The 17,529-nt window shown below is 45.4% G+C and carries 16 protein-coding genes; 1 reads left to right on the forward strand and 15 read right to left on the reverse strand.

Annotated features, from left to right (window positions below; translation table 11 throughout):
* Positions 1 to 83 precede the first annotated feature (83 nt).
* The 9 genes from ybaK to ACTNDQ_RS06545 all read right to left on the reverse strand — a co-directional run bounded on the left by ybaK (position 84) and on the right by ACTNDQ_RS06545 (position 9,675).
* Positions 84 to 563 (reverse strand): Cys-tRNA(Pro) deacylase, encoded by a 480-nt coding sequence (gene ybaK / locus ACTNDQ_RS06505; RefSeq protein ID WP_022426473.1) that lies wholly within the window; start codon positions 561 to 563, stop codon positions 84 to 86.
* A gap of 23 nt (positions 564 to 586) precedes the next feature.
* Entirely contained in the window at positions 587 to 1,843 is a 1,257-nt protein-coding gene (locus ACTNDQ_RS06510; RefSeq protein WP_278796186.1) for a hypothetical protein, read from the reverse strand.
* Between the two features lie 49 nt (positions 1,844 to 1,892).
* Positions 1,893 to 3,101, reverse strand: coding sequence for a transglutaminase domain-containing protein (locus ACTNDQ_RS06515; protein WP_278796185.1), 1,209 nt, complete (start codon positions 3,099 to 3,101; stop codon positions 1,893 to 1,895).
* A gap of 85 nt (positions 3,102 to 3,186) precedes the next feature.
* Entirely contained in the window at positions 3,187 to 5,214 is a 2,028-nt protein-coding gene (locus ACTNDQ_RS06520; RefSeq protein ID WP_441064223.1) for an NlpC/P60 family protein, read from the reverse strand.
* 263 nt (positions 5,215 to 5,477) lie between these two features.
* A complete protein-coding gene (locus tag ACTNDQ_RS06525) occupies positions 5,478 to 6,074 on the reverse strand; it encodes a zinc dependent phospholipase C family protein (RefSeq protein WP_022426477.1) in 597 nt (198 codons plus the stop codon).
* 194 nt (positions 6,075 to 6,268) lie between these two features.
* On the reverse strand, positions 6,269 to 6,526 hold the full coding sequence (locus ACTNDQ_RS06530) for a hypothetical protein (RefSeq protein ID WP_441064226.1): 258 nt from the start codon (positions 6,524 to 6,526) through the stop codon (positions 6,269 to 6,271).
* 99 nt (positions 6,527 to 6,625) lie between these two features.
* Positions 6,626 to 7,114, reverse strand: a complete 489-nt coding sequence (locus ACTNDQ_RS06535; protein WP_441064227.1) for an IS110 family transposase — start codon at positions 7,112 to 7,114, stop codon at positions 6,626 to 6,628.
* A 74-nt stretch (positions 7,115 to 7,188) separates the two neighbouring features.
* Complete coding sequence (locus tag ACTNDQ_RS06540; RefSeq protein WP_022426478.1) at positions 7,189 to 8,220, reverse strand: uroporphyrinogen decarboxylase family protein; 1,032 nt, start codon at positions 8,218 to 8,220, stop codon at positions 7,189 to 7,191.
* Between the two features lie 54 nt (positions 8,221 to 8,274).
* Positions 8,275 to 9,675 (reverse strand): MFS transporter, encoded by a 1,401-nt coding sequence (locus ACTNDQ_RS06545; protein ID WP_118515886.1) that lies wholly within the window; start codon positions 9,673 to 9,675, stop codon positions 8,275 to 8,277.
* Between the two features lie 261 nt (positions 9,676 to 9,936).
* Between ACTNDQ_RS06545 and ACTNDQ_RS06550 the strand changes: the two genes are divergently transcribed.
* The gene (locus ACTNDQ_RS06550) at positions 9,937 to 11,517 is read left to right on the forward strand and encodes a PucR family transcriptional regulator (protein WP_441064230.1); all 1,581 of its coding nucleotides are present in this window, start codon (positions 9,937 to 9,939) and stop codon (positions 11,515 to 11,517) included.
* Positions 11,518 to 11,538: 21 nt separating this feature from the next.
* Here the strand turns inward: ACTNDQ_RS06550 and ACTNDQ_RS06555 are convergent, their stop codons facing one another.
* From ACTNDQ_RS06555 to metA, 6 genes are all read right to left on the reverse strand, one after another.
* Positions 11,539 to 12,321, reverse strand: a complete 783-nt coding sequence (locus ACTNDQ_RS06555; protein WP_441064232.1) for an arylamine N-acetyltransferase family protein — start codon at positions 12,319 to 12,321, stop codon at positions 11,539 to 11,541.
* A 15-nt stretch (positions 12,322 to 12,336) separates the two neighbouring features.
* Positions 12,337 to 12,876: a DUF2284 domain-containing protein gene (locus ACTNDQ_RS06560; protein WP_278796169.1), complete on the reverse strand. Its 540-nt coding sequence runs from the start codon at positions 12,874 to 12,876 to the stop codon at positions 12,337 to 12,339.
* Positions 12,877 to 12,892: 16 nt separating this feature from the next.
* Positions 12,893 to 14,593 carry an ASKHA domain-containing protein gene (locus tag ACTNDQ_RS06565; RefSeq protein WP_441064234.1) on the reverse strand — a complete coding sequence of 567 codons (1,701 nt, stop codon included), beginning with the start codon at positions 14,591 to 14,593 and terminating at the stop codon, positions 12,893 to 12,895.
* Between the two features lie 91 nt (positions 14,594 to 14,684).
* On the reverse strand, positions 14,685 to 15,317 hold the full coding sequence (locus ACTNDQ_RS06570) for a corrinoid protein (RefSeq protein ID WP_015524728.1): 633 nt from the start codon (positions 15,315 to 15,317) through the stop codon (positions 14,685 to 14,687).
* A 46-nt stretch (positions 15,318 to 15,363) separates the two neighbouring features.
* On the reverse strand, positions 15,364 to 16,179 hold the full coding sequence (locus tag ACTNDQ_RS06575; RefSeq protein ID WP_441064237.1) for a methyltetrahydrofolate cobalamin methyltransferase: 816 nt from the start codon (positions 16,177 to 16,179) through the stop codon (positions 15,364 to 15,366).
* A gap of 326 nt (positions 16,180 to 16,505) precedes the next feature.
* A complete protein-coding gene (gene metA / locus ACTNDQ_RS06580) occupies positions 16,506 to 17,438 on the reverse strand; it encodes a homoserine O-acetyltransferase MetA (RefSeq protein ID WP_278796167.1) in 933 nt (310 codons plus the stop codon).
* Positions 17,439 to 17,529 lie beyond the last annotated feature (91 nt).

A 17,529-nucleotide genomic window follows, 5' to 3' on the forward strand; every position in this document is an offset into this window, starting at 1 on the left:
CCCATGCTTCTGTAACAAAAAATCTCCCCTGCTTCCGCCTTTACAGGCAGTCAGGGGAGTTTTTTTATCTGTTTTATATGCGCTTACTCCATGGTGATCGGAGCAAGCTTGCCCTGTGTTACATCCAGAAGATCTTTAAGCGGTACCTTCAGGGTAAGGCCTACTCTTCCACCACTTACATAGATCTCATCAAAGTTTTCGGCAGACTGGTCAAACACCACCGGATAATTTTTTTTCATTCCAAGAGGGCTGCAGCCTCCGCGGATATAGCCCGTGATCTTTGTAAGATCCTTTACATGGATCATATCTACTGTTTTTTCGCCTACAGACTTTGCGGCTGCCTTACGGTCCACCTCTTTCTCGATCGGAACTACAAACACATAGTAGCCGCCGCTTTTCCCTTCCATGACCAAGGTCTTAAAGGACTGATCATGAGGGGCTCCTGTGATGTCTGCACAGTGGATCCCATCTATGAACTCTCCACAGTCATATGCGATCGCTTCATATTTTACTTTTTTTCGATCCAGCATTCTCATCGCGTTTGTTTTGGCTTCTTTTCCCATTTCTGTCACTCCTTGGATTTTTCTCAGTTGTCTTTCCACTCATCAAGCTCATCCAGATCCTCATCATTCATCAGATCCGGGGCATTCCTGTAATTTTCATATTCTTCCTGCTCATCAAAATCCGCCATATTTTCAATATCCATCCGACGTCTTTTCTGCTGCAGTTTTTCAAAATCTTCATAGCTGTCCCTGTTTTCCGACTCATCAAAATGATCATAGTCTTCATGATCCTCCGGATCTGCATAGCGGGATCTGCTTCCCGTTCCTGCATTCCTTCGTTCCCTGGTGCTGCTCTGACTGTATCTGCGGCCTCTTCTGTCATCCGAAGCATAATTTCTGCCGGAAGTTCTGTTTCTGCCGGATGTTCCGGAAGTGCTTCTTCTTTCAGTGGAACTGCCTTTGCTGTTTCTTTCGCTTCCGGATCTTTTCCGGCTGTCTGCATAATTTCTTTCTCGTCTGTCAGAGTTGCGTTCTTCTCTGTCAGATGGTCTGCGGAAACGTCTTTCACCCCGGCTTTCCCGGTCATCGTTTGCCCGGTTTTCGTATGTATATCTGCGATCGTCCCTGTTACGGTCAGAAGTGTATTCACGGCTGTTTCCTCTACGGTCCCTTCCTGCCGGCTTCCTGGTCTCCTCCGGCAGAGCTCCATCGTCGTCATCCTCTTCTTCGTCATCTTCCTCATCGTATCGGTCTTTGTTGATGGCGAACTGGATCAGCATACCAAGGATCGCAATTCCCGCTGCCATACCGACACCATATGGAAACTGCGCCAGCCCTGTGATCTTTGCAATGGATAATCCTGCCAGAACACCACCCAGTATACTGGTTCCGACAATGATCACTCCTTTCGCATAACGCATAGCAAGTACTCCCAGTCCCACGCCAATAAGGATGCACAGGAAAAAGGAAAAAGAACTGGTCGGATGGACCAGATAGATACTCAATGTTATTCCGATACCAAATCCCAGTACAAAGATTCCTGCCCTGTAGATCAGAAACGAAACAACAGCCAGTACGATCCCCAGTCCCGCCATGGCACCTGCGATCACCATTTTATCCCGAACACCGGACATATAGGTTACACCAAAGCCGGCGCCTGCTCCGATGATAAATCCAAAGATCATCATCCAGAACCGGAGGATACGATATCCCAGGATACAGTTCAAAAGCCCGAAAACGCAGAGCACTCCATATACGATCACCATCAGCTGGCTGATCTGTTCCATACCTCCTGCTCTCTGCAGTATGTCAAATCCTCTTGACAACATATCCATATTCATAACTTACTCCTCTCTTTCCAAAACCTCCGGAAATCTTCCCGAAGATGTTTCAGAAAATAAAATATATGGTATAAAAATTATCCATCACTCCATAATGATACTCCACCTGACCAAGTCCGTGAAGTTTCATATAATACTGTGCCACATTCTGTACCACGCCATCATCCAGCAGTTCCTGACAGGCTTCGGAAAAAGCTTCCTGACTGCCAAACTTGAAACGCACTACAGCCGCACCATTATCCATTCTCATCTTACAATAATCATATATGTCCTGCCAGCTGTAATCTTCAAAGTACCCCTGGTTCAGCACATAAAAATCCAGATCCTTCGCAGTACATGCCGGAACTGTCAGTTCTTCCGATGGTGTATAGGTTTTTTCATATTCTTCCGGGAAAGGGCAGAGATAATCGTAAATGATCGTCTTATGTTCTTCCAGCTGTGCGGCATCTCCATTTAAAAAATCCGGCTGATCCCCATTGGTAGCATCTACATAATAATACTCCTGGCCTATTTTTACAATATCCCATGCATGACCCTCTGTACTTCCTTTTGTGCTTCCGTCCACATAAATACAGGGAATATCCAGCCTTTCCAGAAGATACTGGACAGCTCCTGCATATCCGGCACAGACTGCGGATTTTTTCCAGAAAACACCTGCTATGCTCTGATCATCCTCCCCGGTCTGATACTGGGTATGGTCAATAACATACGTATAAACAATGCGTACCTTCTCGTAGTCACCGGCATCCTCCGGAATCAGGGCTCTGACCTCCTGAAAGCTCTGCTCCATCGCCGTCTGTATCTCATCGATCTCGCCGTCTGTATAAGTATAGCCCGGAGTAAAAACGCAGTAATCACTGTCTGAATACGTAGTTTTGTAGATTTTTTCACGATTGTGGACCCAGAATATCTCCGGGTGGTCTTTCAATACTGCATGATAGCTTCTGTCAATAATGTCATCATCGGAGATCGTCAGATAAAACTCCTTTTCCCGGGCACGGATTCCTTTCAGCAGCTCCCGATATACTCTCTGCTCTTCTTCCGTAAGCTGTTTGAAATAATATTCCTGATGCCCTTCTTCGCTCTGGGCAACCTCCATCTGACGCAGTTCCTCTACTTCCTTTGGTTCGCCTGAAATAATGCTCTTTGCTATGGAACGGATCTGATCCAGTGCCTCTGCCGAAGCGCTAAAGGGCTGAAGGATCACTGCAGCTGTAAGCACTGCGGCTGCCATGGGGCAGAAATTTCTTTTTTTCATAATATCATGTCCTCTGTCTGAAGCAGCGATTGTAAGAAAGGGCAGCCTCCCGTGGGAGACTGCCCTTATCTTCAATCGCTGTCCCTTAGTTTTCCATTTCCAGTGTTTCTACATCATCATCAAATGTATCCACTGCATCGTCCATGGTCTCCTGATCCAGAGTCAGCGTCTCAACTTCATCTTCTTCCTCATCCTCCTGCAAAGCCGTATTCTTAAAATCTGCAAGAAGGTCACTTGAAACAGTATCACCGGATGCCAGTGCATCCTTCAGTGCATCAGATCTAACCACATCCGTGAGGAGCTTTTCTGCACTCTTCTCTGTCAGAACATCATTCTCTGTAGCTGTGGTCTTATCAACTGTTTCCTCCGCTGTTGTATCCTGATAGAAGGATGGCTTTCTGATATAACGGAAGCTTGCACTGTATGCCTCACCAACCGTTACACCATTCTTGCTTGAAGAACAATGTACTGCGATCCAGTCGCCGGAATCCGTCTTTCCGCACAGGATACCAACGTGGTTGTTGCTTCCTGCTTCCGGTCCTCTCTGGAATACCAGATCTCCTGGCTGTGCATCTGCTTCGCTGATAACACCGGCCTTCTCCCACTGGTCAGAGGTTCCGTCTCCAACTGCTGCCTGCATTCCCTGATCCTTATATCCATTGATTACTGCCCAGGTAACAAAGCCGCTGCAGTCCAGACCATATGCACGGAGCGTACCGGAGCTTCTGCTGCCGTCTGCAGATACCTTCTCAACGGAGCCCCAGCTTGGATCTTCTCCGATCACCGTAGATTTACCGCCCCAGAAATATCCGACCTTACCAACCAGTGAATACGCTGCGGTGATAACATCTACACGATCCTCAGAAACATTGTCTCCCACGCTTTCACGGACAAAGCCTTTGGATGCGGTAACTACCGCACAGAGAAGCTTACAGTCTGTTTCCACATATTTCTTAAGGACGCTTCTGTCTTCCTTTGCAATATTGTTCTTCTTGATGTAGTAGTTGATCTTGCGATTTCCGTAGGATATCTTGGTAATATCCTGCTTGTCCCTGACGATGGGGTTCATCTCCGCAAAAATCCTTGCCAGATCATCTTTGCAGGATGCATCCAATGTAAATGACGTTGCTCCTGCTTTGCTCTTTTCGTAAATATAAACAGCAAGGATATCCTGCCAGTTTCTTACCAGAAGTGTATTCTCCGTATCGGTAAGCTTGTTCTTCTCTTTATATTCTCTTTCGATCTCTTCCATTACAGAAGCAAAATCATCGGAGAAGGACAGATGATAATTGTTCTTAAGACTATCCAGATAAAAATCCTTGCCTGCATGGAGATTGGATACCATATTTGTCACATAAACAGGATCTCCGATCTGTGTTGCTGTGGCGTTATTTCCATCTGTGATCTCTGTATTCTTGTTATCTTCCGTGCTGCTATCATCTTTTTTGTTATCTTTTTTGTTATCACTGTCGTTCTTGTCGACAGCTGCAAGCTTGGCTTCTGCCTCAGTCAGGATCTTATAATTCGTAACCTTGGCCTTTTCTGTATTAGACAGTGCCTCATAAGCTGCACGTACGCTATCTATCTCCGCTTTATCTGCTGCTGTGATCGTTCTGCCTGCCAGTGCTTTGATCTTCCGGATCACCGCCTGTACCTTTGCAGAGTCATCCCTGGCCGGTGTTTCCGTCGGTGCAGGTGTTGCGGTTGGCTCCGGCGTTGCCGTTGGTGCAGGTGTCGCGGTCGGTTCCGGTGTTGCCGTCGGTGCAGGTGTCGCTGTCGGCTCCGGTGTTCCCGTCGGCGCAGGTGTTGCTGTCGGCTCCGGTGTTTCCGTCGGCGCAGGTGCCGGTGTATCTGTTGGCTCCGGCGCTGTAGTTGGTTCCGGGTCAGGTGCAGCAGTTATTTCCGGTTCCGGTGCAGCTGTCGGCACCGGTTCTGCCGGAACTTCCGGAACTTCTGGTTCCGGTTCACTTACCTCGCTCCCGTCTCCTGAAACACCTTCCTCAGCAACAACATTATCTGCTTCCTCGGCGGCTTTTACTCCGGTTGGAACTGCCAGTACCATAGCTGATAACATCGTGATGCAAAAAAACTTATTCAGGTACTTGTTCTTCATATTTATTAAGATGCTCCCTTCTTTCCTTGAACATCCCTTTACTTCCCCTATAATAAAGGTCTGCCTTAAACCGTTTGATAACTTAAAGTTTAATTCAATTTATTTTAGCATACGAAAATCGTGAAATCAACTGTTCTGGTAGGATATCTCCTTCAATTCATCTATTTTTCACTTTTTATTCACATTTTTGTAAGATTTTTTAGAGTTTACCATAACGTAAAAAAGCCACAGTGCTCTCACACACTGCGGCTTTTTATATACTGTCAGACAGTCACTGCCGGCTGTCCGCCCATATGAAACTGTTTTCTGACACAGAGCTGAAAAATTCCCTGTACAACCTGATAGCACACCCGAAGGATAAAACGGATGTCATCGGCAATGCACCGCGGGCTTTCCAGATAATATGCATGACGCTCACGGATATATTCCACAAGTTCCTCAAAGCTTTCAAACTGCTTCGCTTCTTCCAGCTGGCTGTCTGCTGCGCCGCTGAGGATACATTCTCTCAGGCGGTTCTTCAGCTCAGCTTCATAAGAATTATGTGCTGCAAGATTTCCTTTGTATGTTTTGTTATGAGGAAAAGTAAAATAATCAGCCATATAATGCATGACCTCACCGAATCTTCTCCAGTATACTCTGGCATTCTCTTCCTCCGGGTTCTTCTCGACAAGCGCCCTCATCTTATTCTGGAGGTGATCGAATGTTCCGAAAAACTCATGTCTGGTGGTGAGAAACGATGGTTTCAGATCAGGCATGATATTGCCCAGGCAAAACGCTTTTCTGTGCTGCTGGAGACTGTACACCTCAGACATCTGGTCAGCCAGGTATCTGCCTAACAGTATATGTGATTTTTTACGCAATTTTTTCCCTCTTCCTTCTTTCCTGATCCAGATCCTGACCGGTCAACAGTAATTTGGTTCCGCCCGGTCCTCTTCTGGGATCCATAAATCATCCGTTTACCGGAACCAACTTTACTATAGCACTGTTTTTTCAAATAATCAAATAAAGATTATGTAAATTTTAATCCAGATCAAAAAGCTGCCGCTGCTTCAGATCAATAGATGCCCAGACGGTACTTGTCTTCGGTTCTCCGTAAAGATAAACCGTGCTGGAAACCAAGCAGCATATATAATTCACTTTTTGTTCCAATCCCTCCGTCAAGTCCAACACTGTTGTGCGCAGCTTCAACCAGGGTCTTTGCCCTATCTTCAGTAACTCCTCTGCCTCGCATCTTTTTATCATGCCAGATCTTTCGGATCCCATTTACTCCAAGCGCGATCACATCTTTTGGCAATGGTGCTTTTTCAAGCACTGCCAGGCCGCTTATTGCATCAAATCGTGTGTATAATCCCAGATATTCCGGGAAATGTATTGCAAGCCATCTCTGGATCCTGTTTGCAGATATGTTGTGCTACTTCATGATCCTGTCACGGCTGTATACCAGGTCTCTTATTTCGGCATAAATGCCTTCTGGCATGTATGGGATTGAATATCTCCCATCCACAACTAGTTTTGCGATTATTTTTGGATCTTTTGAATCTGTTTTCTTTGGACTGTTATCATCAAGTTCCTTGATCTTCTTAACCGAGAATGGATTGACCATTACTAATCTTTTCTGATGATCATTTACATACTTCGTAAACGCAAACCAGTAATGACCTGTTGGCTCGCAGCCGATCAGAACTGCAGTCTTTTTATTCTCAGTCTTAAGTGTCTCTGCCCAAAGGTTGAAAGAATTGAACCCTTCCAGATCGTTATGAAAAGAAAAAATACGTTTTGTAAGTTCGCGTCCTCTGTTATCAAAAGTTCTTGCATAATGTATCTGGCTTCCGATATCAACTCCGACAACCATTGTTGAATCTGTTACTTGCTCAATCTTTTCATTCTGTGTATAATTCATTTGGAACCTCCAGTGCTTGATTGTTTTGTTTACATCCGCCAAGATGCAACTCAATCATACCTTGAGGTTCTTTTTTATTCAATTGGCGCTTTTAATGAATTACAGGAATGCTCCTTATTATATTTTTCAATCTCGTCATCAATAATTGAATCTACATGAGGGAACAGACAACCGGGACCTCCATAGGTAATACATGGAATGAAATGTCCGTGTGGTGCATACTCCTCACATGCTCTTCTGACCTCCTTGCGGATCTCTTCTTCTGTGGAATCCACACGGTCTACGATCGAAGCATCGATTCCGCCCATAAGTGTCATTCTTCCGTTCAGCTGTTTCTGGAGCTTCGGAATATCATTCTGCGGAAGTGTTCCCTGCCAGATGTCAATCCCAAGATCAACCATATCCTCTATGATCGGTTCCATGAAGGAATCTGCGTGATGCATGACGATCACTCCATGGTCTTTCATATATTTATAGGATCTTTCATACTGTGGTTTGATAAATTCTCTCCATGTGTCCGGACTGATGAACAGGGACTGCTTGGAACCCCAGTCATCGTGGGAAAGGATGATATCCGGGTGGAGATTATCAACGATCAGCTTTGTAAGCTGAAAACGGTACTCCCCAATGGCATTGCAGAGATCCATCATATCCTCCGGCTCAAGAAGGAAGTTCACCAGCATATCCTCAAATCCCATCAGGAAGTGAAGCCTCTCAAAAACACCTGTAGGCATAAATGCCATGAAAAGGCTTCCTGAATCCTTTATCTCCTGTGCCTTCTGTTTAAATGGTTCCCATAAAGCCGGATCCGAGCACTGACCGACAATATCCGGGATCACCAGCTGCTCTTTCCATTCTGTGATATCATCAATGACCTTGTTGTCCTCTGTTACATGCGGCATTGCAGCCAGCTGTTCCTGGGGCCAGAGGATCTCAGTTCCGAAAAGATCCTTCATAGGCTCCATACCACGGTGACGGTTTCCACGCACATAATTATTTGCCGGGTTCGGCGGGTAAAAGGTCGCACCCTCATACTGTCTCAGAAGTCGTTCCGGCCTGCCGTCCTTTTTTATCGTTTCAAGTAAAATCTCCGATGCTTTCAACATAATGCTTCCTCCTTTATTATCCTGTGATCTTTCGAAATACCCGATCACTTTTCTTTATGATCTTGCGTCAATCTCAGCCTGATACTGAAGAACCTTTTCCTTTGTGATCTTAAATCCAAACACCAGAAGCAGAAGACCTGCCAGACAGAAAATAGCCGGAACAAGTGCAAAGGAAATCGTCATTCCCTGACGGGCCGTTCCCTCAAGAACAACTCCGGATTTCCAGCCTACCGCCACAAGACAGGCGCTGAGGATCGTTCCTCTTAAGAATACGGCAATCTTCAGCGGAAGATTCTGTAATCCCATGATCCATCCGGATGCATCTTTTCCGCTCTTCCATGTTGCATACACTACAGTGTCCGCATAAAGTGCAGGTGAAGCTGCAAAAGCCATACCATAGAAGAACTGGGCAAGTGTCATAAGAGCGATCACTGTCATTGCATTTCCATAGAAAATATATACAAGAAACAGTGATACTGCCATTCCTGCATAAGCGATGATCATAGTTGTACGGGACGATATTGCTTTTGCAATGTATCTCATGGAAAAAGCTCCGATGATGGCACCGATGGCAACCCAGAGAAGATAGGTGGTCATCAGTCCCGGATTTCCCATTGCATCCCTGAAATAGTAAATAGCAGATGCTGCTGTTACAAATTTCACACACCATTTTGCAAGGTCTGCCAGCATCAGGACCATAAGAGGCGGATTCTGAAACAGGGAAGCAAACATCTCTCTGATCGTGATCTTTGTTTTGTCATTTTTCTTTCCTGCTGTTTCCGTTTCAATCTCTTCATAGCCTTCCGTCATCTTGAAATGGGCAAAATAGGTTACGACCATCAGAATACCCAGGCAGAAAGCTGCTGCTGCAAATTTATTTTTCTCACCGACATATCCGGCAAGAAGTGTTGCAAATGGAAGACCCATATAGGAAAACAGCAGACCGCCTATGTTATTCCAGGTTGCCCTGGAGGATGCAAGCGTTGCTTTGTCTTCCGGTGTTTTACCAACAACACTGATCAGGGTTGCGTTGGCAACATAGCTGAAATTCCATGCCACATGAGATGCGATGGATGCAGCAATAATCACCACTGCCGAAACCCATTCATTATCACTGACACGTATGAACATGAATGCGTACAGAAACGGCACCATCCACGGAACCATGATCAGCCAGGAACGATAACGCCCCCATTTCTTTGCTTTTGTGCCATTGATGATTCCTCCGTAAAGCCAGGACAGACAGGCATCAACAATGGTAAATACGGAATTGATCACACCAGCTACACCAGCCGCAAAGCCTGCCAGATCCGTCAGAAATGTCATAAAGTAAAATGTCTCGATATTACTCATAAGAACAAATCCGGCATCACCAACACCAAAGAAATATTTCAGGGCATTTGTAAGACCCTTTTTCTGTTTCGGATCTTGTTTCGGTATTTCATTTTTACTCATTTTCTTTCCCCCTTCGCTGTTTTTTGTGGGACCGGCCATTTCCACAACTTCACGTTACATTTGATGATTACAGTATAGTTGTTTTTTTCTTGTTCGTAAATCCGCACACTTCTTCATTCTTTCTTCAATACTTCATACTTTTTGTACAGTTATTATTGTAAATATGCATAAATAATTTCCTCTCCGTTTTCTTTTTATTTTCCGTCTAATATGTTATAATTTCCTATAAATACAAGGCTTTTATGAATTGGAGGAAATATTTTGAACAAAAGAGAGCATTTCGTGAATAGCCCGCATACAGGCTTCCATCTTAATCTCCAGATCATTGCTGACGATTTTGCGGAGAAAAAAGAGGATGTTTCCATCCTCTGCCGTGAAGACCCCCTGACGCTGGATGGTCTTCGCATATATCAGGCAGGAGCCCTGCTGAAGCCATGCTACCTTTATCTTGTCTTCGGCAATTCTCTTTCCGAAAGCTTCCTGCGATACCACAACATCGCATTTGTAGTGGTGGGCTCCGGTGATCTTTCCTGCTTTTCCGAAAGCTGCAGGATCCTTCACATTAAGGGAACCCTTTCTTTTTCTGAGGTCTTCAACCAGATACAGCAGACCTTTGACAGATATTCTGACTGGGACAGTAAACTCCAGCTTGCACTTGGAAGTATCGATCCGCTGAATGAGATGCTGGAAGCCAGTCTGGATATATTTCATAATCCGGTTTTTGCCCACGACACCAACTTTTATATCCTTTCTTCTCCCCGGCACGTAACCGGTATGTCCGAATGGGTCCATGACCAGCGTACAGGAAGACTCATCGCACCTTTAAGCCTGATTCAGGATTTCAAGCTTGACGCCGAATACCAGCGCACACTTATCACCCACGGCGCCAATATTTATTCCGAAGAGCTCCGCGGTTACCGTATCCTCTACATGAATCTCTGGGTCAGCGGCAATTATCAGGGCAGGCTTTGTGTGGATGAGCTCCAGACGGAGATACAGCCCGGACATTTTTCTGCTCTTGAGTATCTTGGCTCCTTTATCGAGCTGTGCATCCGTCGACACAATCTGTTCCAAATTTCAATGGGAAATGACTCCCGGCAGTTTTTCACGGAGTATCTTTCCGGAAAGCTCACAGAACTACAGGCAGTTACCGATCAGATCCAGTATCTGAACTGGAATCGCCATGACCGGTATCTTGTACTTCGTCTGGAAACCCAGCAGCAGGATGACCGTATGCACTCTTCCATCGCCACACTGGGACACATTGAAGCCCAGATCCCGGAAGGTCTGGCCTTTACCTATCAGCAGGGAATCGTTGTGATCGTTAATCTGTCCTTTAAGCACTCTGTATCTTCCGATGTTATCAGTTCACTTGCGATCATCCTGCGCGAAGGGCTTTTTAAAATGGGAGTAAGCTCTGAATTTCGTGATTTTCTCCTGATCCCTCAGGGATATATTCAGGCTGTTTCCGCCTTGCGCCTGGGCAAAAAAAGTCAGAGCATGGCCTGGTGCTATCATTTTGATGCTTATCTTCTGGAATATATGCTTTCCCAGATCAGCCATCAGATCAGTCCCGAGCTTCTGGTCTCTTCACGGCTGGATGCACTGCAGAATTATGACCGAAAAAACAATACCGAGCTGTATCACACACTCAAGGTCTATCTGGAGCATGAACGCAATTCTCTTCAGACAGCCCGTGAGCTTTTTATACACAGAAGTTCCCTGACCTACCGTCTGGAGCGCATCCAGAAGCTCACAAAAGTTGATCTGGATAATCCGAAAGACCGGCTTCTTCTGCAGCTCTGCTTTCTTCTGCAGGAAAAGGACCAGACTGTCACCTGACAACCTGGTCCTTTTTTCTGTTTATATCTGTAAAAACTCCAATCCGAAATAATGTTCCATCCATAGCCTGATGGTTTCTTCCGAATCACTTATTTTCGTTTCAATGGATCCATCTTCCTTCTGGATCGTAAGAACATTCCCGGTCAGCGCAACACTTCCTTCCGGTCTGCAGATGCTCACTACTCTTTTTCTGGTAAATAATACATCTGGAGATTTTGCACAATAGAAATTCAGCAGTTCAAAATCTGCTTCTACTGTAGGAGTCTGTGAAAATCTGAGTATTGGCAGATATTTTTCTTCTTTCCTTCGTTCAACAAGTATCTCTCCGTTTGCATTTCCCGGCTTCATGTTAACACGGTACCATCCGTTTTTTTCTCTGTGGATACCATCCTTCATAAGAACCGGCTTCTTGGGACCGGGACCTCCGTATCCTACATCACAGTAATAGCTTCCTTCCTCAAAAATAACAAGGGTTGCCCGGTGCAGGACCGGCGGAAGCTCTTCCCGGTTCCACAATATCCTTACCGCCACAGGGATCACACAGAAATCCAAAGCTTTCAGAAGCTCATAAAACAATTTATTCAGCTCAAAGCAATATCCGCCTCGTTTTCTGACAATGATCTTCTCATAAATATCTTCCGACCTCAGAGAAGGAATCCTTCCCTCGTCAAAAACTTCCAGATTTTCAAAGGGAATACTGCAAAGATGAAGGTCCATTATCTTTTCCAGACATTTTTTATCTGTTCTTAATTCACCCTCATATCCGATCCTGTTCAGATATGCCTCCCGTTCTCTGTCATTCATTTTTTCACTCCTGTTCTATTCAAGAAGATAGCAGCTGGTATAGGCGATCGTGCAGGGACCATAATAGTATTCCAGACCATTTGCCTGGCATACCTGTGTTACCAGCATTCCATAGGCTTCCATCGAAGAAAATGCCTGTTCGGGAAAACGGCATGGAGCATCCGGATATGTACACGTTTTACATTTTGTACAGCACCCGGCCCCTATGGGGAGCATGCCCGGCCATCTTTCTCTGAGCATTTTTTCAAATTCATAAAAATTCTGTTTATGAACCGCTTCGGTCTCCATCATCGTCTCTCCGTCCAGAGGATCCTCCAGTTTCCCCACTGTCTGGACAATAATGCCTTCCCTGTACTTTTCTATCTTTTTTCTGCATACTTCAAGATCTCCGCATCCGGGAGGACAGCTCCAGCGTTTTGCATACATATGGCAGGTATTATTTTTGCACATTTCCCTTACCTCCGGCATAAGCTCGATCGAATCGCTCTTCAGAAGTGCTACATAAGAAAATCCTGCCTTTTTTCCCATCTCTTCCAGTTCTTTTATATTAAGCATATCCATTCTCCTCGCATTACGGAAAGCATAAGCCATCCACAAAACAGTCCTGGAACTCCGGCGAAGCTGCCAGCTCCACAAAATCCATATTTTTGACAGTTCGATCCATTTCTTTTCTTTCCTCTTCATTCAGGAGTGCGATCCTGGCACCTTCGCCTGCCGCATTTCCTACCGGCTGTATCCTGGGCAGCAGTCCGGCCGGGAACATCCCGATCGCTGCCGCACTTTCCGGATTCATGTAATTGCCGAATGCACCGGCAAGATAGACCCGTTTAATATCCTTTTCTGTGATCTCCAGTCTTTTCATAAGAAGAAAGATTCCCGCTGCGATAGCCGCTTTTGCCAGCTGTACCTCTCCGATATCCTTCTGTGTCAGATAAACGCCCCTGTCATTTCCCGACTTTTCCGGAGGTACCAGCACAAACACTCCCGCCTTTTCCTGGCCGCTTTCCAGATGACCACTTTCATCAATAAAACCAGCCAGGTACAGCTGCGCCACAAGATCGATCAGACCTGAACCGCATAAGCCTGCCGGAGCCTTATTTCCTATAGTCGTGTATTCCCATTTTCCATCTTTGTATACTACATGATCTACTGCTCCTGCGCCTCCACGCATCCCGCACTCGATCTTTGCACCTTCAAATGCCGGACCGGCAGCTGTTGAACAACAGGCTAATCTCGTTTTATTTCCGAGGACCATCTCCCCGTTCGTTCCAATATCGATCATAAGGCTGATCTCGTTCTGCTGATCCTGTCTGAGCGCCAAAATGCAGCCACAGGTATCTGCCCCTACATACCCGGCTATATCAGGCAGCATAAGCAGCTGCCCCTTTCTGTGGATATGGAGCCCATATTGCTCTGCATTCAGTGTAAGCCCCTGACTGATCGCCGGATTATATGGTGCATGGACCAGCGATGCCGGAGAAATCCCAAGAAAAAGATGATGCATGCAGGTATTTCCTACTACAGATACCTGACAGATATCTAATGTGCTTCTTCCTGCTTCCTCTGCCAGTTCCTGGAGCATTTCATCAACCGCATTCCGTATGCAGCCGGTCAGCTGCTCTACGCCATGCTCCAGAGCATGATCCGCCCGCATGATCACATCTGCGCCATACTGAGTCTGTGGGTTCATTCTGCTCTTGAGAGCCAGCTGCTTCCCGGTCAATGCATCCATAAGATAGCCGACCACCGTCGTTGTACCTATATCAAAAGCCGCAAAACAGATTTTTTTCTCTTCTCTGCTGATATCCAGGATCTCATTTCCTGCACAGATCACATACCATTCTTCTGCTTCTTTTCTGCAGCCGTAAAGCTTCGATGCAATTTCAGTATCAGGCAGAACAGTTTTTTCCACATCCAGCTGTTCTGTCAGCCGCTCCCATTCAGAGCGGTTGTCTCCTGTCTCCGGTTTCTTAAGAATCACTTTTTTCTGTTTCAGATCAGGCCTGAACGCAACCGGTCTCTGCATTCCTTCTGTAAGGATCTCCTCTTCCTGGCATCCGGACAATGTATCTACTTCAAGGTCACTGTGGATTTCCATCTGACATGCAAGCACCATGTGATCTTCTATTTTAACACGACATTTCCCGCACTTTCCCCGGCCTCCGCAAGGTGCATCAGGAACCAGCTTTGCTTTTCTTTCCGCCTCAAGGATCCTGGTACCCGGTTCCACCAGGATCTCCTTTTCCTCCCTGATAAATTTTATTCGGTACATTTTCATCCCTCCGATGGTCACTGTAAAGCAAAAGCCGCTCTGCCGTCTATGCCATGCACAGACAATACAGAGCGGCCTGTTTTATTTTCCCTTATGCTGCCAAAGCTTTTGCAAGAACTGCTGCGCTTGCTGCATCTTCTGAATATCCATCTGCGCCGATCTCATCTGCAAACTCCTTCGTGATCGGTGCTCCTCCAACCATGATCTTAACATTGCTTCTGAAATCTTCCGCATTAAGTGCTGCAACTGTATCCTTCAGAGCCGGCATTGTAGTTGTGAGCAGCGCTGAAAGTGCAATTACCTTAACATCCGGATTTTCTTTGTAACATTCAATAACCTTCGATGCAGGTACATCAACACCGAGATCAATAACTTCAAAGCCGGCACTTTCGATCATCATTGCAACAAGATTCTTTCCGATATCATGAAGATCTCCTGCTACAGTAGCGATGATAAGTTTTCCCATACTTCCTGTAGCGCCGGATGCAAGATGTGGTTTCAGAACCTCAACACCCTTTTTCATTGCACGGGCTGCTACCAGCATTTCCGGAACAAAGATTTCTCCGTTCTTAAATCTTTCACCTACAACAGCCATTGCATCGATCATGCTGTTAAGAATCTCTGTTGCCTCACAGCCTTCATCAAGAGCTGACTGTACAGCTGCACCTACAAGTTTTGCTTTTCCTTTTTCTACCAATTCTGCTACTTCTGTGATTTTTGACATAATCAAACACCTCCGCTTTTATCCGCATTCCGCATATGCGTTTTATTTATTTTTTTTCAGGTCCGATCAGACCTTCTCTGTATGCTCCGATGTATTCCATACAATAATCATCCAGACCAAGCAATGCCTCTGTTGCATATACAAGTCCAAGCATATCTCTGTTTGTAGGATCCATGATCGCACTGTCAAGGCCGGCATTCATTGCAAGTACCACAAATCCGAAATTGATAAGCTTACGTACCGGCAGATTGAAGGAAATGTTGCTGATCGCCGCTGTGATGTGGATCATCGGATACTGTTTACGGACACTTGAAATTACTTCCACGTTCATCGCAATACCATCTTCAGATGTACAGAGCATCTCAACCAATGGATCAATATGGATACGATCCGGTGAAATTCCGTACTCTTTCGCTTTTGCCATGATCTTGTCAAATACCTTCAGCCTGTCTTCCGCACTTTTGGGGATACCCGTATCATCGCTTAGAAGTGCGATAACCTGCCACCCTTTATTTTCAGGCTGTGCCATAAGAGGAAAAATCTTATCGATCTTATCTCCTTCACCGGATACAGAGTTAAATATACCCGGTTTCCTGCAGAATTTGTAAGCTTCTGTAAGAACATCTGCGCTGGGACTGTCTACGGAAATCGGAAGATCTGTCACTTCCTGAATACAGTCGATCATCCATTTCAAGGTTTCTACTTCTTCTGTTTCCGGAACAGATGCGCAACAATCGATATAGCTTGCTCCTGAGTTTGCCTGAGCAAGTGCCCGCTGCTTGATGAATTCTGCATCTCTGTTTGCGATCGCCTCCGCCACAGAGGGGATGGATCCATTGATTTTTTCACCTATGATTATCATACTATTTATCCTCCCGTTAACATATTCTGGCCTGCATCAAGAATTGTTACTGTTCATTCCGTTCTCAGTAACACGCTTCGCAGAATATTACCAATGAACAGTAACCAGGAATTCCTATTTCAGTTCCATGTCTTTTATATAATGATTGTATCAAAATAAATGCAAAAAACCAGCCGCATTTCATACCATAAACATTGCATTTATTCCTACATTTTGTAGGAATGTTTTTCAGGAAAGACCTTCGTAAGCAGCAATCTAAAATAAGCCCATAAATCATAGCTTTGTCTACGATTTATGAGCTTATGCTAACACTTATTTCATATTCCTTAAATTTCCCTGAAATCCGGTGTCCCGTACAGATCATACGGAGTACTCTGGTATACGTAATAATTCAACCAGTTCGTATACAGGTTGTTGGCATGGGCCCTCCAGGTGAGGAGTGGTTTGTTGTTTGGATCGTCATCTTTGTAATAGTTCTTCGGGATTTCAATAGGCAGACCCTTGGCAAGGTCTCTTTTATATTCGCCATCCAAAGTCACGCGGTCGTATTCCGGATGTCCCATAACAAAGATTTTACGTCCTCCCTCTGCCATTGCAAGGAACAGACCAGCCTCTTCGCTTTCCGCCAGGACCGTAAGGTCTTTGCATGCATGGATATCTGCAATAGGAACTTCTGTGTGTCTGGAATGCGGCGCAAGAAATACATCATCAAAACCCCGGACCAGCGGGATCTTACGGTTCAGTACCCTGTGCTGGAAAAGTCCGAACATTTTCTTATCCAGAGGTTTTTTCTCCAGGCCATAAAAATGATAAAGACTGGCCTGCGCTGCCCAACAGAGAAAGATCGTGGAAGTCACATGCTTCTCAGTCCAATCCATGATCTCAGTCAGCTCATTCCAGTAATCCACTTCCTCAAAAGGCATCTGCTCCACCGGTGCTCCTGTGATGATCATTCCATCAAATTTACGTTTCTTTATATCGGTGAATGTTTCATAAAACTTGTTCAGATGGCTGAGAGATGTATTCTTGGCTTCATGGCTCTCCACAGCCATAAATGTCACATCCACCTGCAGCGGTGTATTGGAAAGAGAACGCAGAAGCTGCAGCTCTGTTTCTTCTTTCAGCGGCATCAGATTCAGGATCAGAATCTGGATCGGACGGATATCCTGATGCATGGCACGTTTTTCGTCCATTACAAATATATTTTCTCTCTCCAGGATCTCCTTTACCGGAAGATCCCCCTGTGTTTTGATTGGCATTGTTTGCCCTCCTTATATATGAAGCGTCTCTTATAAAGGAGCCGCTCGGCTTTTTTCTTCAGATAAAAATTATCTCCAGTCTGTACGGCCT

The sequence above is a fragment of the Blautia massiliensis (ex Liu et al. 2021) genome (assembly GCF_052064225.1).
GTDB classification, from domain to species: Bacteria; Bacillota; Clostridia; order Lachnospirales; family Lachnospiraceae; genus Blautia_A; species Blautia_A fusiformis.